The sequence below is a fragment of the Salinisphaera dokdonensis CL-ES53 genome (assembly GCF_040361215.1).
Taxonomy (GTDB): Bacteria; Pseudomonadota; Gammaproteobacteria; order Nevskiales; family Salinisphaeraceae; genus Salinisphaera; species Salinisphaera dokdonensis.
Genome location: NZ_APND01000001.1, coordinates 1091957 through 1110933, shown reverse-complemented (window position 1 = coordinate 1110933; position 18977 = coordinate 1091957). Strand labels below are relative to the sequence as shown.

Genomic DNA, 18977 nt, shown 5'->3' with positions numbered 1-18977 from the left:
GCGGCATTTGATTGGATTAGCTTTGCGAGCGGTGCGCTACTCTGCGTCACATGCAAACTGGAACCGAAGCCAGCGCGGCTTGTGAAAGCGCCTTCTTCTGACCGGTTGCCCCATCAGATCAGGAGTTCGACGGCATGAGTGTCTCGGGTGTGAGCAACCTCAACAACGTATTGCAGCAGCTGCAGTCGACGGCCGCCCAGGCCGGCGCGAAGCCGACATCCGCGCCAACCGCAGCGCAGAAAGTCAACGAAGGCCCCGACAAGGTCGACTTCTCGAATGCGCTGGTGGCTGCGATCGACAAGATCGACAGCATGAAGCAGAGCGCCGTCGCCCAGGGTCACGCCTTCGAGCGCGGCGATGCGGGTGTGGGCATCAACGATGTGATGGTCGACATGCAGAAAGCCGGGCTGGCTTTCGAGATGGGCGTGCAGGTGCGCAACCGCGTCGTCAATGCTTATAAAGAGATCATGAATATGCAGGTCTAGCGTTTTGTCTTGAACGCTGAAACGAAAAGAGGGCGCCCTGGGACGCCCTCTTTTTTTGCCTCTTGCGAGATGGTCAGGCCGTTAGCCCAGCAGCGAGAGCACGCCCTGACTGGTCTGGTTGGCCTGTGCGAGCACGGAGGTACCGGCCTGCTGCAGGATCTGGGCCTTGGACATGTTCGACACTTCAGTGGCGTAGTCGGCATCGACGATGCGCGAGCGGGCCGAGCTGATGTTGATCTGGGTGGTGTCGATGTTGTTGATGGCCGAATCCATGCGGTTCTGTACCGCACCGAGATCCGAACGCAGGTCGTCCACTTGCTTCAGAGCACTGTCGAGGGCCGCCAGTGGGTCGCTGGTCTTGCTGACCGGCCCGCTTGCGACGTCGACGGTGTAACTCGCAGTGTCATTCGCGTCGTCGAAGGATACGCCGGAAACTGAGAAGGCCTCGCCATCACTATTTACAGCGTACTGGTTGCCGTCGGCATCGACCTGGAGTGAGTAGTCGCCTGAAACGTCTGTACCGTCTCCATCGACGACCGTAGCGTTTGTAACAGCGTCTCCGTCTCCGTCGACAGCGCCCGTCAAGGGCGCATCGACCCCATCAACGTTGAAGCCGTCAAGATTGAGCGACTCTGAGTCCATCTTGGCCAGGTTGATGGTGATGGTCTCGCCATCCTTGGAGCCGACCTGGATATCGATGGCGGTCTTGGAGCCATCGAGCACGTTGGTGCCGTTGAAGGCGGTCTGCTCGGAGATGCGATCGATCTCGCCCAGACGCTGGTCTATTTCGTTCTGGATGGATTCCAGATCGGACTGGCTGTTGGTGCCGTTGGCGGCCTGCACGGTCAGTTCGCGCACGCGCTGCAGGTTGTCGTTGACCTGGTTGAGCGCGCCTTCGGTGGTCTGGGCCAGCGAGATGCCGTCGTTGGCGTTGCTGGAAGCCTGCTTCAGACCGTTGATCTGCGAGGTCATGCGGTTGGAGATGGCCTGACCGGCAGCATCGTCCTTGGCGGAGTTGATCTTGCTGCCCGAGGACAGGCGCTCGATGGCGCTGTTGAGCGACTTCTGCGAGGCGTTCAGATTGCTCTGGGCCGTCAGCGAAAGCGTATTGGTGTTGATGACGAATGACATGTTTTTGTTCCTGTGGCTGCGGTCTGTGACGTGCTGAAAGGCGGGGCCTTGTGCCGTGATACGGCGTCAGTTCGCGCCGTTGGTGTCATATCGCCCCAGGGCGAAAATTCTTTAGTGAAAGGGCTTTTTTCGCTGGTTTATTATTAGCCTTGCATTACGCTCGTTTGTATCGGCAACTGTCGGTGCCCGTCTCGTGTATTGAGGCGATTAGTAATAAAAAAGGGGCGCCGCAGCGCCCCTTCTGAATACCGCGCATTAGAACGCGATGGTTGGCTTTTAACCCAGCAGCGAGAGCACGCCCTGACTGGTCTGGTTGGCCTGGGCCAATACCGAGGTGCCGGCCTGCTGCAGGATCTGGGCCTTGGACATGTTCGATACTTCAGTGGCGTAGTCGGCATCGACGATGCGCGAACGGGCCGAGCTGATGTTGATCTGGGTGGTATCGATGTTGTTGATGGCCGAATCCATGCGGTTCTGCACCGCACCGAGATCCGAACGCAGATCGTCGACCTGCTTCAGGGCGCTGTCGAGGGCGGCCAGTGGGTCTTGGCTGGTGTAGCTGACTGCGTTGGTATCATTAATGGTCGTAGCATCTGCCGAGGTGAGGCTATCCAGGCTAGTGCCCGTATCACTGGCGACTCCATCTTTGTCAATTGTTGCCCCCGTATAGGTTTCACTGCCGGCGCCGGCGCTACTGTCCTCGATAGCGTAGGCAGTCTTGCCTTCGCCATCTGTGTAAGACACTAGTGCTTTATTAGCGCCCAACGCGCTTGTGGTGGCGTCGAATGTGGTTGCGCCACTACCGTCGACGTTGAAGCCGTCGAGGCTTAGCGACTCGGCATCCATCTTGGCCAGATTGATGGTGATGGTCTCGCCGTCCTTGGAGCCGACCTGGATATCGATGGCGGTCTTGGAGCCATCGAGCACGTTGGTGCCATTGAACGCGGTCTGCTCGGAGATACGATCGATCTCGCCCAGACGCTGATCGATTTCGTTCTGGATGGATTCCAGATCGGACTGGCTGTTGGTGCCGTTGGCGGCCTGCACGGGCAGTTCGCGCACGCGCTGCAGGTTGTCGTTGCCCTGGTTGAGCGCGCCTTCGGTGGTCTGGGCCAGCGAGATGCCGTCGTTGGCGTTGCTGGAAGCCTGCTTCAGACCGTTGATCTGCGAGGGCATGCGGTTGGAGATGGCCTGACCGGCAGCATCGTCCTTGGCGGAGGTGATCTTGCTGCCCGAGGGCAGGCGCTCGATGGCGCTGTTGAGCGACTTCTGCGAGGCGTTCAGATTGCTCTGGGCCGTCAGCGAAAGCGTATTGGCGTTGATGACGAATGACATGTTTTTGTTCCTGTGGCTGCGGTCTGTGACGTGCTGAAAGGCGGGGCCTTGTGCCGTGATACGGCGTCAGTTCGCGCCGTTGGTGTCATATCGCCTAGGGAGGAAAATTCTTTAATAGTTGGAGATGTTTTTAAGATTTTCTGCTTTGAATAAATTCTAGAAAATTGTTTGCACTAATCCGATCGGGCAGCCTATTTCTCGCTGGCTGTATCTGTGAATAGAAAAGGGGCGCCGAAGCGCCCCATGAACCCGTATAAATACGAGGTGATTTTTCAGGTCTAGCCCAGCAGCGAGAGCACGCCCTGACTGGTCTGGTTGGCCTGTGCGAGCACGGAGGTACCGGCCTGCTGAAGGATCTGGGCCTTGGACATGTTCGATACTTCAGTGGCGTAGTCGGCATCGACGATGCGCGAGCGGGCTGAGCTGATGTTGATCTGGGTGGTGTCGATATTGTTGATGGCCGAATCCATGCGGTTCTGCACGGCACCGAGATCCGAACGCAGATCGTCGACCTGCTTCAGAGCGGAGTCGAGTGCCGCAAGCGGATCGGAGCTTTGGGCTTCTACCGCGGCGTCCTGATCAACCGTGAACGAAACGGTGTCGGCGTCTTCGTCGATCTCAACATCGCTTACTTTGACGAAAGTCGCACCGGTGTCGCTGGACGCCATGTAATTCCCGTTGTCGTCTTGGTAGAGCGAGTACCCGGAAACGTCCGTGCTTCCATCGGCCGCGGTCGGTGTGGCAGTCAAAGTGTCGCCATCCGAGTCGGTCGTGACCGTTGCGGGGGTGCCTGCGTAGCCATCGACATTAAAGCTGTCGAGATTCAGCGACTCGGCATCCATTTTGGCCAGATTGATGGTGATGGTCTCGCCATCCTTGGAGCCGACCTGGATGTCGATGGCGGTCTTGGAGCCGTCGAGCACATTGGTGCCGTTGAAGGCGGTCTGCTCGGAGATGCGATCGATCTCGCCCAGACGTTGGTCGATTTCGTTCTGGATGGATTCCAGATCGGACTGGCTGTTGGTGCCGTTGGCGGCCTGCACGGTCAGTTCGCGCACGCGCTGCAGGTTGTCGTTGACCTGGTTGAGCGCGCCTTCGGTGGTCTGGGCCAGCGAGATGCCGTCGTTGGCATTCGAGGAGGCCTGCTTGAGACCGTTGATCTGCGAGGTCATGCGGTTGGAGATGGCCTGACCGGCGGCATCGTCCTTGGCGGAATTGATCTTGCTGCCCGAGGACAGGCGTTCGATGGCGCTGTTGAGCGACTTTTGCGAGGCGTTCAGATTGCTCTGGGCCGTCAGCGAAAGCGTATTAGTGTTGATGACGAATGACATGGCGGTATTCCCCGTGTGAGGTGGTGTTCGGCGGCTTGCCGGGTGCGGCAGGAATTCGCCGCTGGGGTGCATATCGTCCCGGGCGTCTCGATCTTTAATGCGGCCTGTTCGCGATCGCCATGGCTTTGGCATCGGTATCGCGCTATCTGACGAGAAGGCGTCGAAACATGCTCTTAATTTGTCGATCGACCGGATGGCGGTCGGCCTACTATTTCGTCATCGAAAACATCCCGCATTGCTCAGTCGGTCGACGCGCAGCGACGGGTTGCCATTCCAGACGGACAGTCTATGTATACGGCTCAAGGCAAGATCGATCGGTCCCAGGCGGTGGAGCAGTATCTGCCGCTGGTCAGGCGTCACGCGCTGTCGTTGCAGGTGCGCCTGCCGGCCAGTGTCGAACTCGACGACCTCATTCAGGCCGGCATGGTCGGACTGCTGGACGCGTTCAATCGGTTCGACGCCTCCCAGGGGGCGTCGTTTGCGACCTATGCATCCCAGCGGGTGAAGGGCACGATGATCGACGAACTGCGCAGCCGCGACTGGCTGCCGCGCAGTGTGCGCCGCGCCAGCCGAGACGTGGATCGCGCGATCCAGCGTCTGGAGCATCAGATGGGTCGTCATCCCAGCGACCGCGAGATCGCTGAAGAACTCGACATGCCCATTACGGAATATCACCGTCTGCTGCACGACGTGAACAACGGCTTCATCGAAGCCTTCGAGGAAAGCGGCAGCGACGATACGGTGGCATCGGTGGTTTCGCCGGATGTGGCGACGCCGACCAACCCGCTTGACGCGCTCATGGCCTTTGGCGACCGCGAACAGCTCGCCGAAGCGATCGACGAATTGCCCGAGCGCGAGAAGCTGTTGCTGGGTCTCTACTACCAGGAAGATCTCAACCTAAAAGAGATCGGTGCGGTGTTGGGTGTCAGCGAGTCGCGAGTCTGTCAGCTGCACAGCCAGGCGGTGGCGCGGCTACGCGCGCTGCTTGTCGAGCACTAACTGTATCTCGACTGCGTCGCGGTCTATTCCAGTTGATCTTGCGCCGGTGAAATTCTAGGCCGGCCGAGCTCCCGTGCGTGGAGTCGTCGCAAAACCTCCGGCTTCGAGCGAGCAAGCCCGGTCAAAGCGCTTACCCCGCAAGTTTTTTGGCGTACCGAAATAACACCCCACCACGTTCAAGCATTGCATCGATGCGCCGATAGGTACCGCGTTTAGCGTGGCGTACTCGTGACGCGTCGATTGCGCTTGAGAGTGCGATCGGATGCCTGTCGGCTTAGTCGAAACGACGCCACCGAAATTGCTGCGCCGGACTTTTGGCCTACGTGAGCCAAGAGCAGCGTCGTCACAAATACAGCATGGGCATGCTTGCGATGAGAAAAAGTGTGAAAGCGAAGTTGGGGTTGGGTTTCGGCCTGATTACATTACTGTTTGTCGCGCTCGGCGCGTTCTCTCTCTACAGCAACAATGAAGTCGCTGCCGTTACCGATCGCATTTACTCCAAGAACTTGCAGGGTTTGATCGCAGTGGACGGGGTCAGAAGCAAGCTCAATGAGATGCGTAACGATGTGCAGCGGGCCATGTTGTTTGGCGACGATGGCACGCAGCTCGCTCAGTCGATAGACGACCGGATCGCTCAGATCACACAGCAATGGGAAGCGTATTATCCAGCGCTGCTGACCGGTCCGGAAGAACGGGCCCAGGCCGATAGCGCAGCGGCCGAATTCAAGGCGTTCGTCCCGGTCTTGAGTACCGTGCTCGAGCCGATGAAGACCGGTGAGATGTACGAGGCGACGGCGCTTTATGCCGTAGACGTAGCACCAGCTTTCGAAAAGCTGATCCAGAACATGGATGCACTGGGCGCTTACCAGACGCAACGTGCCGGCGCGTTCTTCGCACAAGGCGAAGCCATGGTCGCGACCGATCGCAATATCGTTATCGTGAGCCTCGCGGCGGTGATGCTGCTCTCGCTGGCCATCATGTTTTTCCTTGCTCGAATGATCACGCGCCCGCTGGATCAGGCGCGGGCGGTGGTTGCCTCGATCGCCGAGGGGCGGCTCGAAAACGACATCGACAATCCCTACAAGGACGAATTCGGTGCCATGCTCGGCGCGCTCAAGGACATGCAGAACCGGCTGTCCGAGACGGTCGCGGGCGTGCGCAAGAGTTCCGAATCAGTCGGCGTCGGCGCGAGCCAGATCGCCTCGGGCAATGACGAACTCAGCAGTCGCACCCAGGAACAGGCGGCGAATCTCGAGGAGACCGCGGCCTCGATGGAACAGATGACCTCCACCGTGAAGCAGAACGCGGACAACGCGGCCCAGGCCGATCAGCTGGCGCGCGGTGTACGCACCCAGGCGAGCGAGGGCGGGGCCGTCGTCGGGCGCGCGGTCGCAGCGATGCAGGAGATCAACGCGTCCAGCCGCAAGATCAGCGAGATCGTGGGCCTGATCGATGACATCGCCTTTCAGACCAATCTGCTTGCGCTGAACGCGTCGGTCGAGGCGGCGCGTGCCGGCGAACAGGGTCGCGGTTTCGCGGTCGTCGCCTCGGAAGTACGCAATCTCGCCAGCCGTAGTGCGGCGGCGGCCAAGGACATCAAGGCACTGGTGGAGGACAGCGCGGCCAAGGTCGCCGATGGTTCCGAGCAGGTGGCGTTGTCCGGCAAGACGCTCGACGCGATCGTGGAGAACGTGCACAAGGTCGGTGACATCATTGCCGAGATCGCGGCGGCGAGCAGCGAGCAGTCCAGCGGTATCGAGCAGGTCAATCTGGCCGTGTCGCAGATGGATAGCATGACCCAGCAGAACGCGTCGCTGGTCGAGGAATCCGCGGCGGCCAGCCGCTCGCTGGAAGAGCAGGCGCTCGCGCTCAAGCGCCAAGTCGCGTTCTTCCGACTTGAAGGTGATGCCACCGTGACGGCCGGCCACGCGCCGGCGACGGTCGGCGAGCCACAGGGTGTCCGTGTCCGACAGCCGGTGTCCGCGCCGACCCCGGTTGCTGGCAAGGCCGCAGCTTTCAATGATCCCGCCTTCATCGACGACAAGGAATGGGCGACGTTCTGAGTCGTCCTTGATAACGATCAAGCCCTGCCTTTCGCGGGGCTTTTTTCTTGGTGTCCTGTCATCAGCTGGAGACGCCGGCTTAGACGGCTACCAGTTTCCCGCTCAGTCGTGCGTGGGCGCGCGCCAGATCAGAGGTAGACAGAGCAGATTGAACAGCAGCAGCACGCCGAGCCCGGCATTGATCGTGCCGCTCATGTCAGTGGCGAGGCCTGCGATCAGCGGGATCACGAACGCCAGTACATAGCCGATTGCGAACATGCCCGCGGCAAGACGGCCGGCCTCGTCGGGCGTACGTACCAGCGCGGGCAGAGTGGTCAGCGAAACGAGTTGCAGGGCGGACGCGGCACTCAGCATCACCGCGATTCCAATCAGCGCCTCGTTCGGGGCGAGCAACAGGCCCGTGACGCCCACGATGTGTACCGCGATGGTGATTGCCAACAGCCGCGGCGTCCTCAGCACATGCCGTGCGGCGATCATCATGACGACCGAAGCGCCGATCTGTGCAAAATTGAAGAAGAACAGCGTGGTGTCGAGCGAATCAGCCATGTCGCGTCGCGCGAGCAGGGAACCCATATACGCATTGAGGCCGAAGAACGTCGCGGCCGAGGCGCCCAGGGCCGCGCCGTATTGCCACATGTGCTTGTCGCGCCAATCGGGCATCTTGCGGCGCGCTCGCGCCGGTTGGCGTTGGCCCTGCAGCGTGGGGCGATAGAGCCAGGGCAGTATCAGCAACGCGGGGATCGAAAATACGAGCAACGCGGTCCGCCAGCTATCGTCGACGGCCGGAAGTAGTACGGGCAGCGTCAGCCCCGCGCCGATGAACTCGCCAAGCATCATGCCGTTGATATAGACCGTCGAGCCCAGAGCGACGAAGCCCGGGCACCAGCGACCGACGAGGGCCGGCAGTGCGGGTTGCATCGCCGCGATTCCCAGCCCCATCAATGCAGTCAGTGCCAGTAGCGCATAGAGATTGGGTGCTGTGCCGCGAAGCAGCGATGCGATGGCCGTGAGAAACAGCGCGGCAGTCAGCGTGCCGCGTGCGCCGAAGCGCCCGATCAACCAGGCTGCGGGTAGCGCACCAAGCCCGAGCATGAACACCGGCAGCGTGGTGAGCATGCCGAGTGCGGTCTGGGCGAACCCGAGTTCTTCGCGGATCTGCTCGCCCAGCGGTGCGGCCACCATGATCGGCGCGCGCATGTAGACGCCGGTGAGCCAGAGCAGGAGCAGGATGCCCGCGCGGCGAACATGTTGATGAGTGATAGGCATAGACGGCAGTGCGTGTCCGGTCGGCAGCGCATTGTAGTGATTGCTGAGCCAGGCTGAGCCGGCCGCAGCTGAAACGGCCGATTTTCCTTGCATTTCACACCAGTGCGCTGGGCGCTGTGCTAGCGTCTAGGCGCATGAAACGTAAAACCAAGATTGTAGCCACACTCGGCCCGGCGTCTGATTCGCCGGAAGTGCTTTCCCGCCTGCTATCGGCGGGTGTGAACGTTGTCCGGATCAACTTCTCCCACGGCAGCGCCGACGATCATCGGGGGCGCGTGGCCCGGGTTCGGGCTACCGCGAGCGAACTGGGTCTGCCGGTGGCGGTACTCGCCGATCTGCAGGGGCCGAAGATTCGCATCGAATCGTTCGTGGACGACGCGGTCGAGCTCGAGGCCGGGCAGCGCTTCACGCTCGATACCCAGCTGGCCGCAGACGCCGGCACCCGCGAGCAGGTCGCTATCCATTACCCGCCGCTGCTGGACGACGTGAAACCCGGCGGCCAGCTGCTGATCAACGACGGCGCGATCTCGCTCGCGGTCGACGAAGTCGATGATCACCGCATCGTCTGCACCGTCGAAGTGGGCGGCAAGCTCTCCGGTCGCAAGGGCGTGAATTTGCGCGGTGGCGGTCTGTCGGCCGGCGGCCTCACTGAAAAGGATTTCGGCGATATCCGCGTCGCAGCGGAGTTGGAAGCGGATTATCTGGCGGTTTCGTTCGTGCGCAGCGCCTCGGACATGCACGAAGCTCGGCGCTTGCTGACTGAAGCCGGCGGCAAGGCGCGACTATGCGCCAAGATCGAGCGCGCCGAAGCGATTACCGCGCTGGACGAGATCATCGAAGCCAGCGATGCGGTAATGGTGGCGCGCGGTGACTTGGGCGTGGAGATCGGCGATCCGGAACTGCCTGGCGTACAGAAGCGCATCATTGCCCAGGCGCGGGAGATGAATCGGCTGGTGATCACCGCCACCCAGATGATGGAATCGATGATCGAGAATCCGATTCCCACCCGCGCGGAAGTGCTCGACGTGGCGAATGCCACGCTCGACGGCACGGACGCCGTGATGCTGTCAGCCGAGACTGCTGTCGGTCGCTATCCGGTCCAGACCGTTGCGGCCATGGGCAATATCTGTATCGGCGCCGAGCGTGAGGCAACGGCCGATCGCCCCATCAGCGGGCTCGCCGCGCATTTCGAGCGCACCGACGAGGCCATTGCGATGGCCACCATGTATACCGCGCGTCACATGCATGCCGACGCGATCATCGCGTTGACCGAGTCCGGTACCACGGCGCTGTTGATGTCGCGCCAGGACACGCATATCCCGATCTATGCGCTGACCCAGTACCCGGCCTCCGAGCGCTATCTGGCGTTGTGTCGCAACGTGTTCCCGGTGGCCTTCTCTCCATCCGAGTTGAACGGCGTGGTGCCGGTCGAAGAAGCCGTCGCTTGCCTGAAAACGCGCGGCGATCTGGAAAAAGGCGATCGCGCACTGCTCACAAAGGGCGATTTCACCGGCCCGGGTGGCACCAACGCGATGAAGATAATCACGGTGGATTAAAGACTTTGCGACGGTTTGTGTTGACCGCTCGGTCAGTCGGCGCAAGCCATTGACGAGCAAGCGTTCGTGGAGATCGTTAGAATGCGCATATCGCTTTTATTTCGGCTTCCATGGCTTTCGATGATGTCCTGACGATCCGCGCGGGTCGTGCGGCATATGCTGCGTTGAAAAAAGACGGTTTTTCGCCGCGACAGGTCGGCGCTATGTCGGGTGCGGCCGGCGGGCCCAAATGGCTGATCCTGTCCGCGCTGGATCGTTACCTGTTCGGCGACTGGCTGGCACAGGGCGACGCCTCCCACCCGATCGAAATGGTCGGCTCCTCCATCGGCGCGTGGCGCTTCGCCGCAGCTTGCGATCGGGTGGATCCGGTGGGTGCGATCAATCGGCTCGAGTCGGCCTACCTGAGCCAGCGGTATAGCGAGCGCGCCGATCGTAACGAAATCAGCGGCACGATCCGTGGGATTCTCGATACCTTTCTCACCGATGACGTGCTCGACGGCGTGCTCACGCACCCGCGTTATCACCTGCATGTGGTTACCGTACGCTCGCGGCTGCTCACGCGTAGCGAGAGCCGAGGCGTGCTTGCGGCGGGCTCCGCAATCAGCGCGCTCGGCAACGTGGTGTCGCGCCGGACCTTGAACTGGTTCTTTGAACGCGTGGTGTTTTCGCGCAACCAAGGATCGGTGCAGTGGGCCAACGATGGCCTCAGCCGCCGTACGGTCGGTCTGACGGCTGCCAACGTGCGCGACGCCGTGTATGCCAGCGGAAACGTGCCACTGGCGATGCGTGGTGTGGTGGACCCGCCGGGCGCGCCGCGTGGCATCTACCGTGACGGCGGCATCGTCGACTACCATATCGACCAGCCATTGATCGCGCCCGACAGCGATGCGCCGATCGTGCTCATGCCACATTTCGACGACAAACTGGTGCCCGGCTGGTTCGACAAGGGCCTGCGTTGGCGTCGCCCCCGTTACGCCGAGAACACGCTCATGATCGGTCCGGGCCCGGCGCTGCGAGAGCATCTCGTGGCGGGGAAGGTGCCCGATCGCAAGGATTTCTATCGATATGCCGGCCAGGACGAGGCGCGGCTGGCCGCCTGGCAGCAGGCACTTGATGCCGGCGAGCGCATGCGTGATGCGTTCATCGAATTCACCCAGGCACCGGACCCGGCCCGGTACGTCAAACCCCTGTAAAGCGACTGCCATGACCCGAACGATCGTGCTTGCCTCATCGTCTCCCCAGCGCGCCCGCCTGCTTGCGCAACTGGGGCTGACGCACGAGACCATCGCTGCAGATATCGACGAGACGCCGCGAGAAGGAGAGCCCGCTGAAGCGCTTGCCGAACGGCTCGCCCGCGGCAAGGCGGAGGCGATCGCGCATGAGCAGCGCGATGCTCTGGTGCTCGGATCGGACACCGTCGTGGCGCTGGGCGAGCGGTTGTACGGCAAGCCGCGCGACGATGCCGACGCCGATCGTATGCTGGCCTCGCTCTCGGGGCAGACGCATCGCGTGGTCAGCGGTGTGGCACTGTGCACGGGCGGACGCACGGTTTCGCGGGTCGCGATCAGCGAAGTGTCCATGCGTGAGATCAGTGCCGGCGAGCGCGCGGGCTATATCGCCAGCGGCGAGCCGATGGGCAAGGCCGGCGGCTATGCGATCCAAGGCCTGGGCGCGGTGTTCATAGCCCGGCTCGACGGCAGCTATTCCAGCGTCATGGGCTTGCCCCTGTTCGAGACCGCCGCGCTGCTGCGCGATGCCGGCATCGACGTGCTGCCCTCGTCATGAGCATGCTGCAGCCCGCGCGCATCGTGTTGGTCTTTCCGGTCTGGGCCGGCATGCTCGCGCTCGTTGCCTATGCCGAGCCCACGTTATTCACGCCGGCGGCGGGCGGCATCGTGCCGCTGCTGGTGGTGATCATGTTCGGCATGGGGCTGACGCTGCTGCCTGCCGATTTCGGCCGTGCCCTGGCGCGCTGGCCGGTGGTGTTGCTGGGGCTTGCGCTGCAGTTCGGGCTGATGCCGCTGGCGGCCTGGGCGATCGCCAGCCTGTTCGATCTGGACGCGCCGCTCGCGCTTGGCATGATTCTGGTCGGCAGCGTTGCCGGCGGTACCGCCTCGAACGTGATCTGTTTTCTCGCCGGCGGGGACGTGGCGCTGTCGATCACGCTCACCAGCGTGGCGACACTTGTGAGTGTCCTTGCCACGCCGTTGCTGACCTGGCTCTATGCAGGCGCGCAAGTGCCGGTGCCGGTGTTTTCGATGCTTGTGAGCATCGCCGAGATCGTAGTGTTGCCGGTGGTCGCCGGCATGGTCGTCAATCGATTGATTGGTGATCGCTGGCCCACGCGCGACGGCTGGTGTGCGTTGGGTTCTTCGGCTGCGATCGGTGTCGTGATCGCGATTATTGTGGCGCTCAACGCGGAGGCGATCGCCAGTCTCGGGTTGGTCGTGCTCGGCGCGGTGGTTCTGCACAACGGCATAGGGTTAGTGGCCGGCTATACCCTGGGCCATGTCGTGACCCGCGATACGCGCACGGCACGCACGCTGGCGATCGAAGTCGGCATGCAGAACTCGGGGCTGGCGGTCGCGCTCGCCCAGCAGTATTTCTCGGCGGCCGCAGCGCTGCCGGGCGCGCTGTTCTCGGTCTGGCACAACGTGAGTGGTGCGTTGCTGGCTGCGATCTGGGCACGTACCGCGGCTGCGCATGAGGAGCAGGCGGGCGTCTAGTCCGAGCGCTCACTGAGCCAATCGGCAGCCATTCGCCAGGTGTGGGCCGGCGCGTCACGGCCGGCGAATACGCCCGCATGGCCGCCCGGCGCCAGTTCGAAGCGGCGGTCCGGGCTGGTCACCAGATCCATGATGCGGCGCACGCTGGCGATGCCCATAAGCTGGTCGGATTCGCCGGCGATCGCCAGCAGCGGACAGTCGATGCTGGCCAGATCCGACTCCACCTCGCCCAGGCGTACTGTGCCGCTGGCCAGCGCGTTGTCGATCCACAGCTTGACCAGGAAGTCCTGCACCAGGGTGCCCGGGTAGTCGAGCATGTCGCCCATCCACCGGCTTGTGGTGACATGCGCGGCGACGAAATCGCGATCGCCCATGCGCCGGAGCAGATCGACATAAGTGGTGACGCTGCCGACCGGATTGGTGAGCTTGAAGGCCAGGCCGTTGAGCCAGCCGGGTACGTGCATGAACCGCGGGTCGATCTGGTGGATACGCCACGGCGTATGCCGGCGAATCATCCGAGCCGGGCCATTGAGCGCCCGCAGTGCGCGCGCGGCGATGGTGGCATCGTGCATGTCCACCGGGCTGGCAATAGTGACGATATTGCGTACGCCCGAGTCCCGACCGGCGCCGGCATAGATGAGCGAGAACAGACCGCCCATGCAGTAGGCCACCACCGATACGTCGTGACTGCCGCTATGCTGGCGCACGGCGGTCAAGCCATCGGGTAGCAACCGTAACGCGTAGTCACGTACGCCCAGATGGGCGTCGTCGCGCCCCGGCTCGCCCCAATCGAGTAGATAGACTGCAAAGCCGCGGGCGCGCAGGTAGCGCACCAGGCTGCGTTGGGGCAGCAGGTCGAAGATGAGGGTGCTGGCCGCCAAGGGCGGCACCAGCACGATCGGTGTAGCGTGCTCGTGATCGGCGACGTCCATCGTGGCGTCGCCGACCTGGACCGTGTCGGTTGCCAGCGGCGGATAATAGCGTACCGCCATCAGGCCGAGCCGATGGATCACCTCGTACGGTGTCTGGTCGGCCTGATAGAGCTCGCTGTCGTTGAACAGCCAGTCGCGGCCGTTGGTCAGCCTGCGGCGTGCATCGTCACGTGCGCTGTCAATGCGCCGTCGAATCCCGTTGAGCATGCCGGCATTATCGCATGCTCGCGATTACGCGCCGGCGCCCAAAAGCCGGGGTTCAGTGACTGCCTGCGGCCTCGCCCCAAAGCTTCTCGAGCGTGGCGGTGCGCCGGCAGGAGTTCTTGTAGAACTTGTAGCGCAGCGAATTCTTCTTGTAATAGTTCTGATGATATTCCTCGGCAGCGTAGAAGGTCGTGGCGGGCGTGATCTCGGTCACGATCGGCGAGGGGGCTTTTTCGTCGTCCTGCAGCGCTTTCTTCGAGGCCTGCGCTGCGGTCTTTTGTTCCGGCGTCACCGAAAAGATCGCGCTGCGATAGGAGTCGCCACGGTCGCAGAACTGCCCGCCTGCATCGGTGGGGTCGACGTTGTGCCAGAACACATCCAGCAAGTGGTCATAGGTGACGACGCCCGGCTTGTAGATCACTTTAACGGCTTCGGCGTGGCCGCTGGTTTCGGCAGTGACATCCTTGTAGCTGGGGTTGTCGACATGGCCACCGGTATAGCCCGACGTGGTTGAGACCACGCCCTCGACCTGATCGAACGCTTCCTCTACGCACCAGAAACATCCGCCCGCGAATATGGCGACCGCTTCGTCACTACCCACAGCCGGCTCGAACGGCGCCTCCGGCGCCGGGCCCTCGGCCGCGCCTGCACTGGTGGCAGCGCAGGCCAGCATCACGATCGCTGCGATCAGGAAGGCGAAGGTCTTGTCGAGAAAAATCGGTCGCATGTCGGCGGTCGCGTTCGGGAACTGTGCCCCAGTTATACGCGGATCGCCGCTGCCGCGATGCGTTACTCGGTCTCCGGCAGGCCCACGGCGAGCGCTGCGGCAGCCAAGGCGGGAACGGTCAGTGCCGCCACTGCAACGGCTGCGCCGAAGCTGCCGATGAGCGCGATCATGCCACCGCCGGCCAGCAGGATGACGCCAATGGTGGTGTTCGCCACCGCGGTCAGCTGGGCGCGATCTTCGGCGGTACCCAAGTCAGTCAGATAAGTTTTTCGGCCCAGTCGTACGCCGGCATGCACGCCGGCGAGCAGGAAATAACCCACCGCGAACGGCCAGACGCCGAAGGTCGCGCCGAGGCCGAAGACTGCGCTCGCGGCGACCAGCAGGTTGAGCACGGCTGCCAGTACGCCGGTCAACATCAATACCTGGCGTGATGAGCGATCCGAGAAACGGCCCCATATGGGCGCGGCGATGAGTGATGCCAACCCGGATAGCGCCAGCAGCACCGCAAGATTGCCAATGGCGTCACCGCCACTCGAACGCGCCAGCTCGGCGTAATAGGGTGCGGCCAGTGCGGTCGCGATAAGCAGGCCGCGTACGGCGATGAAGCGCGCGAAACCGGGCTTGCTGCGGATGATGTCCAGGCTCTGCCAAGCGGTCTTGAGCGCGTTGCCGCCACCTTCAGTGGCGCCGGCATATTCACGCAGGCTGGAGAAAATGACGGCGGCGAACAGCCAGGCCGTGCCGGCCAGTGCGAGCAGCACGAGAATCGGCGTCAGCTTGGCGTTGGCTGCAGGCGTGAGCCACAACGTCAGCCCCAACAGCATCGCGACGCCGCCGGCCGCGCTGGCGGCATAGCCTGACAGGGTGCCGCGACGTGTCTTGGCGATGGTCTTGCCCTGCACGTCCTTGTACGAAACCGAGCACACGCCGCGCCCGAGCGAAAAAAGGGCCAGCAGCGCGAGGATGGCCAGGCCTGCCGCGCCTGCGTCGAGCGCTAGTGCTGCAGCTATCATCGCCACCACGCTGGCGCCCTGGATCGCCGCGCCGGCAACCCAGAACCATTTTCGCCGCGGTTTGGAACGCATCCAGCCGGCCACCGCGAGCTGTGGCAACAGCGCCAGCGATTCACGGATGGGCACCAGCAGGCCGGTCATCCACACGGGCGCGCCGATCGCGCCCAGCAGCCAGGGCAGAACGAGCTTGGGGCTGGCGATGAGATCGCCGGCCTTGTTCGCCAGCAGGGCGACGAGATGGATGAAGAAATTTGTTGGTTGCTCGCGGCAGGCGTCGTCCGAAATATCCCGGCAGACGCGCGCGTTCTCGTCGCCGGTGACCAGATCATAGAGATCGCGGATGCGGCCTTGTTCGGGCGTGCGCTGTGCCGTTTCGTCGTCCAATGTTTTCTTGCCTCGTTATGCCTTGCGATCAGCCGGCGGTTTCGACATGCCGGCGCCAGTCGCCGTGCGCGATGGTCGGCCAGGCCGGGTCGCGTGCCGCGATCCATAGATAGATCCACGCCTGGCCATGGTCGGTACCGATCTGGCGACGTGTGTAGTGCACGGGGTAGTCCTCGAGCCGGTCGAGCGCTGCGAAGCTGTCTTCGTCGACTTCGAACACGTCGCCGATCAAAGCGGTTTTGCCTTCATCGAGCGCGGCCGGGTAGGGGCCGGTATCGAGGAGGGTGAAACACGCCGGCGTCGTGTACGCGCCGCAATGCCTGGCGGTTGCCATGTAGTGATGATTACGCTGGCCGGGGCGCAGCGTGCCGTAGACGAAAACGCGTCTCATGAAGTCGAGGGAATAAGGGTCATGCAGGTATGCTAGCCGACATGAAAAAGCTGACAACAGGCATAAGGTGAGCCGCGAAGTCGTTGTGCGCGAGGCGGCCACCACGGTGCTGCTGCGCGATGCCGCGCAGCGCGGGCCCGACCAGCTGGAGGTGCTGCTGCTGCGTCGCCACGCCAGCCACGTGTTTGGCGCCAATGCCTATGTGTTTCCCGGCGGCGCGATTGATGAGGCCGACAGCGACACGGCGCTGGCTGCCCGCTGTATCAGCGGGACGGAACAGGCGGCGACCGCGGGCGGGTCGGTAGGATTGGCCGCCTCGATGGCGGCGATCCGCGAATGCTTCGAGGAGGCCGGACTGCTCGTCGGCTGCGTGGCGCGCGGCGACGAAAGTCAACGCGATGCGCTGCGCGTGGCACTCAACGACCAGACCCGCGCTTGGGCTGACGTCGCCGCGGTGCTCGATCTGCGGTTCACACTGGATGATCTTCGTTATTTCGCGCACTGGACTACGCCGGCCGGCCCGCCCAAGCGCTATTCGACCCGTTTTTTCGCGGCTGCCGCGCCGGATGGCGAAGCCCTGTGTGATGGCCACGAGACCACGCATGTCTGGTGGGCGTCGCCAGCCGAGGCGGTGACGGCCCACGATCGCGGCGAGATCACCCTGATGACGCCGACGCGTGCCACGCTCGAAACCCTGCGCAATTACGACAACGTCGACGATGCGCTGGCCGGGCTGGTCGAGACCGCAGCGGCGCTACGCGCATGAGTGCCGTACGACGCACCGCCGAGACCGTGGCGCCGGGCGTGGTGCGCGTGATCGCGCCGAACCCGAGCCCCATGACCGGCCCGGGTACCAACAGCTATGTGGTGGGTACCGGCCCCTGCGCGATCATCGATCCAGGTGTGAACGACGACGATCATCTCGATGCGCTGATCGCTGCGGCACCCGGCGAGATCGTGGCCATACTCGTCACTCACGCCCATCCCGACCACACCGGCGGCGCGCGTCGGCTCGCCGAGCGGCTGGGTGTGCCCGTGCATGCGCATGGGACGCCGTTGCAGGGCGTGCGCGACAAGGAGTTTTACGCCGACCGTCCCATGGCGGATGGCGATCGCCTGGTGCTGGGCGAGCTCACCCTCCAGGCGCTGCATACGCCCGGCCACGCGGCCGATCATCTGTGTTTCTTCTGGCCCGAGGCAGGGCTGCTGTTTGCCGGCGATACCGTCATGGCCGACGTGACGGTCGTGATTCTGCCGCCGGATGGTGGCATGACCGCCTATCTGGAGAGCCTGACCCGGTTGCGCGAACTGCCAATCAAGCAGATCGCCCCGGGCCATGGTCGGCTGCTCGACAATGCCTTGGTCGTGCTCGCCCAGATCGTCGAACATCGGCTGGCGCGCGAGGCCCAGGTACGCGAGGCGCTGAGCGAAAGTGACTCGGCGACGACGTCGGATGAGATCGCCGGGACACTCTATCCGGATCTCGATCCACGCCTGCGCGGCATGGCGGCCGCACAGGTCGAATCCCATCTCGTCCGCCTCGCCGAACTCGGCGCGGCGCGGGCGGACGGTGCCTACTGGATGCCGGACTAGTCGTCGGCGCCGGCTTCGCCACCGGCCAGCTTGTCGGCCAGGAACGTCTGCGTATGGGCCCAGGCCCGCTGGGCCGCAGCTTCGTTATAGGAAACGCCGTCGATGCCGTAGTCGTCGGCGGCCGGGTTGGTGAAGGCGTGCTCGGCATCGCCGTACATGGTGAGATGCCAGTCGAGGTCGTCGCGGGCGTCGAGTGCTTTAGCGAGCGTGGTCACGTCTTCCATCTTCACCATCGGGTCGGCCGCGCCGTGCAGCACGAGAATCGATGCATTGACGTCATCCGAGGTGGCTGGCGGCGGCAGATGGCCGTGCAGGCTCACCACGGCATCCACCGGCGCGCCGGAATAGGCCAGTTCCAGCGCACTCGTGCCGCCAAAGCAGAAGCCGATCGCGCCCAGATGCGCGTCATCGACCCGGGGCGCATCGGCCAGCTGTGACAGCGCGGCCTGACCCAGCCCGCGCAGATTCGCCTTGGCTGCAGTCGACCAGCTCTTGGCCTCCTGAGGGCTTTCCGTTGTCTTGCCATCGCCGTACATATCGGCGGCGAACGCCACATAGCCGGCAGCCGCCAGTTCGCGTGCCCGCTGCTTCGCGTAGTCGTTCAGGCCCCACCATTCGGGGATCACCAGCACGCCGGGGCGGGCGGTATCGTCGCTGTCGTCGTAGGCGAGATAGCCGACATGGGTCGTGCCGCCGACGTCGTATTCGACGCTTTTGGTCTGCACTGCCGCGGCCGCCGGCAGGGCGAGCAGGCCGAGCATGAGTCCGGCGATCTGATTTTTCATGAGGCGCATCCGAGTGTTGATGAGTCCGGCTCAGCCTAGCGCAACTATCCCGACGG

18 protein-coding genes are annotated in these 18977 nt (G+C 63.2%); 9 read left to right on the top strand and 9 right to left on the bottom strand.

Going from position 1 to position 18977, the window contains the following annotated elements; all coding sequences use genetic code 11:
• Positions 1-134: 134 nt before the first annotated feature.
• Complete coding sequence (gene fliE / locus SADO_RS05225; RefSeq protein WP_353109793.1) at positions 135-485, top strand: flagellar hook-basal body complex protein FliE; 351 nt, start codon at positions 135-137, stop codon at positions 483-485.
• Positions 486-566: 81 nt separating this feature from the next.
• On the opposite strand, the gene SADO_RS05220 is transcribed toward fliE, so the two are convergent.
• The 3 genes from SADO_RS05220 to SADO_RS05210 all read right to left on the bottom strand — a co-directional run bounded on the left by SADO_RS05220 (position 567) and on the right by SADO_RS05210 (position 4282).
• Entirely contained in the window at positions 567-1616 is a 1050-nt protein-coding gene (locus SADO_RS05220; RefSeq protein WP_353109791.1) for a flagellin N-terminal helical domain-containing protein, read from the bottom strand.
• A 276-nt stretch (positions 1617-1892) separates the two neighbouring features.
• Positions 1893-2951 carry a flagellin N-terminal helical domain-containing protein gene (locus SADO_RS05215; RefSeq protein ID WP_353109790.1) on the bottom strand — a complete coding sequence of 353 codons (1059 nt, stop codon included), beginning with the start codon at positions 2949-2951 and terminating at the stop codon, positions 1893-1895.
• A gap of 278 nt (positions 2952-3229) precedes the next feature.
• Positions 3230-4282 (bottom strand): flagellin N-terminal helical domain-containing protein, encoded by a 1053-nt coding sequence (locus tag SADO_RS05210; RefSeq protein ID WP_353109788.1) that lies wholly within the window; start codon positions 4280-4282, stop codon positions 3230-3232.
• A 288-nt stretch (positions 4283-4570) separates the two neighbouring features.
• Here SADO_RS05210 and SADO_RS05205 point away from each other — a divergent pair, with 288 nt between their 5' ends.
• Together SADO_RS05205 and SADO_RS05200 are read left to right on the top strand one after the other, a co-directional pair.
• Positions 4571-5281, top strand: a complete 711-nt coding sequence (locus SADO_RS05205) for an RNA polymerase sigma factor FliA (protein WP_353109786.1) — start codon at positions 4571-4573, stop codon at positions 5279-5281.
• Positions 5282-5664: 383 nt separating this feature from the next.
• Positions 5665-7344 carry a methyl-accepting chemotaxis protein gene (locus SADO_RS05200; protein ID WP_353109784.1) on the top strand — a complete coding sequence of 560 codons (1680 nt, stop codon included), beginning with the start codon at positions 5665-5667 and terminating at the stop codon, positions 7342-7344.
• A 102-nt stretch (positions 7345-7446) separates the two neighbouring features.
• On the opposite strand, the gene SADO_RS05195 is transcribed toward SADO_RS05200, so the two are convergent.
• Positions 7447-8610: an MFS transporter gene (locus SADO_RS05195; protein ID WP_353109783.1), complete on the bottom strand. Its 1164-nt coding sequence runs from the start codon at positions 8608-8610 to the stop codon at positions 7447-7449.
• A 134-nt stretch (positions 8611-8744) separates the two neighbouring features.
• On the opposite strand from SADO_RS05195, the gene pyk reads away from it, so the two are divergent.
• From pyk to SADO_RS05175, 4 genes are all read left to right on the top strand, one after another.
• Complete coding sequence (gene pyk, locus SADO_RS05190) at positions 8745-10166, top strand: pyruvate kinase (protein ID WP_353109781.1); 1422 nt, start codon at positions 8745-8747, stop codon at positions 10164-10166.
• Between the two features lie 203 nt (positions 10167-10369).
• Positions 10370-11359, top strand: coding sequence for a hypothetical protein (locus SADO_RS05185; RefSeq protein ID WP_353109779.1), 990 nt, complete (start codon positions 10370-10372; stop codon positions 11357-11359).
• A gap of 10 nt (positions 11360-11369) precedes the next feature.
• The gene (locus SADO_RS05180) at positions 11370-11951 is read left to right on the top strand and encodes a Maf family protein (protein WP_353109777.1); all 582 of its coding nucleotides are present in this window, start codon (positions 11370-11372) and stop codon (positions 11949-11951) included.
• Positions 11948-12892, top strand: a complete 945-nt coding sequence (locus SADO_RS05175) for a bile acid:sodium symporter family protein (protein ID WP_353109774.1) — start codon at positions 11948-11950, stop codon at positions 12890-12892. Before SADO_RS05180 ends, SADO_RS05175 begins: the two co-directional genes overlap by 4 nt.
• Here the strand turns inward: SADO_RS05175 and SADO_RS05170 are convergent.
• The 4 genes from SADO_RS05170 to SADO_RS05155 form a co-directional block, all read right to left on the bottom strand.
• On the bottom strand, positions 12889-14031 hold the full coding sequence (locus SADO_RS05170) for an alpha/beta fold hydrolase (RefSeq protein ID WP_353109773.1): 1143 nt from the start codon (positions 14029-14031) through the stop codon (positions 12889-12891). The genes SADO_RS05175 and SADO_RS05170 overlap by 4 nt on opposite strands.
• A 52-nt stretch (positions 14032-14083) precedes the next feature.
• On the bottom strand, positions 14084-14755 hold the full coding sequence (msrA, locus tag SADO_RS05165) for a peptide-methionine (S)-S-oxide reductase MsrA (protein WP_353109771.1): 672 nt from the start codon (positions 14753-14755) through the stop codon (positions 14084-14086).
• A 62-nt stretch (positions 14756-14817) separates the two neighbouring features.
• On the bottom strand, positions 14818-16152 hold the full coding sequence (locus tag SADO_RS05160) for an MFS transporter (protein ID WP_353109769.1): 1335 nt from the start codon (positions 16150-16152) through the stop codon (positions 14818-14820).
• A gap of 28 nt (positions 16153-16180) precedes the next feature.
• Positions 16181-16543 carry a gamma-glutamylcyclotransferase family protein gene (locus tag SADO_RS05155; protein WP_353109767.1) on the bottom strand — a complete coding sequence of 121 codons (363 nt, stop codon included), beginning with the start codon at positions 16541-16543 and terminating at the stop codon, positions 16181-16183.
• A 67-nt stretch (positions 16544-16610) separates the two neighbouring features.
• Between SADO_RS05155 and SADO_RS05150 the strand changes: the two genes are divergently transcribed.
• Together SADO_RS05150 and SADO_RS05145 are read left to right on the top strand one after the other, a co-directional pair.
• Positions 16611-17309, top strand: coding sequence for an NUDIX hydrolase (locus SADO_RS05150; RefSeq protein ID WP_353109765.1), 699 nt, complete (start codon positions 16611-16613; stop codon positions 17307-17309).
• Positions 17306-18136: an MBL fold metallo-hydrolase gene (locus SADO_RS05145; RefSeq protein ID WP_353109763.1), complete on the top strand. Its 831-nt coding sequence runs from the start codon at positions 17306-17308 to the stop codon at positions 18134-18136. Before SADO_RS05150 ends, SADO_RS05145 begins: the two co-directional genes overlap by 4 nt.
• Here SADO_RS05145 and SADO_RS05140 read toward each other — a convergent pair.
• Positions 18133-18921 (bottom strand): dienelactone hydrolase family protein, encoded by a 789-nt coding sequence (locus SADO_RS05140; RefSeq protein ID WP_353109762.1) that lies wholly within the window; start codon positions 18919-18921, stop codon positions 18133-18135. The genes SADO_RS05145 and SADO_RS05140 overlap by 4 nt on opposite strands.
• Positions 18922-18977: the final 56 nt, after the last annotated feature.

Coding starts and splice junctions, on each gene's coding strand:
- SADO_RS05195 (WP_353109783.1), bottom strand. CDS start 8,610: ATGCCTATCACTCATCAACATGTTCGCCGCGCGGGCATCCTGCTCCTG.
- SADO_RS05175 (WP_353109774.1), top strand. CDS start 11,948: ATGAGCATGCTGCAGCCCGCGCGCATCGTGTTGGTCTTTCCGGTCTGG.
- fliE (WP_353109793.1), top strand. CDS start 135: ATGAGTGTCTCGGGTGTGAGCAACCTCAACAACGTATTGCAGCAGCTG.
- SADO_RS05180 (WP_353109777.1), top strand. CDS start 11,370: ATGACCCGAACGATCGTGCTTGCCTCATCGTCTCCCCAGCGCGCCCGC.
- SADO_RS05170 (WP_353109773.1), bottom strand. CDS start 14,031: ATGCTCAACGGGATTCGACGGCGCATTGACAGCGCACGTGACGATGCA.
- SADO_RS05140 (WP_353109762.1), bottom strand. CDS start 18,921: ATGAAAAATCAGATCGCCGGACTCATGCTCGGCCTGCTCGCCCTGCCG.
- SADO_RS05215 (WP_353109790.1), bottom strand. CDS start 2,951: ATGTCATTCGTCATCAACGCCAATACGCTTTCGCTGACGGCCCAGAGC.
- SADO_RS05205 (WP_353109786.1), top strand. CDS start 4,571: ATGTATACGGCTCAAGGCAAGATCGATCGGTCCCAGGCGGTGGAGCAG.
- pyk (WP_353109781.1), top strand. CDS start 8,745: ATGAAACGTAAAACCAAGATTGTAGCCACACTCGGCCCGGCGTCTGAT.
- SADO_RS05185 (WP_353109779.1), top strand. CDS start 10,370: ATGTCGGGTGCGGCCGGCGGGCCCAAATGGCTGATCCTGTCCGCGCTG.
- SADO_RS05145 (WP_353109763.1), top strand. CDS start 17,306: ATGAGTGCCGTACGACGCACCGCCGAGACCGTGGCGCCGGGCGTGGTG.
- msrA (WP_353109771.1), bottom strand. CDS start 14,755: ATGCGACCGATTTTTCTCGACAAGACCTTCGCCTTCCTGATCGCAGCG.
- SADO_RS05210 (WP_353109788.1), bottom strand. CDS start 4,282: ATGTCATTCGTCATCAACACTAATACGCTTTCGCTGACGGCCCAGAGC.
- SADO_RS05220 (WP_353109791.1), bottom strand. CDS start 1,616: ATGTCATTCGTCATCAACACCAATACGCTTTCGCTGACGGCCCAGAGC.
- SADO_RS05155 (WP_353109767.1), bottom strand. CDS start 16,543: ATGAGACGCGTTTTCGTCTACGGCACGCTGCGCCCCGGCCAGCGTAAT.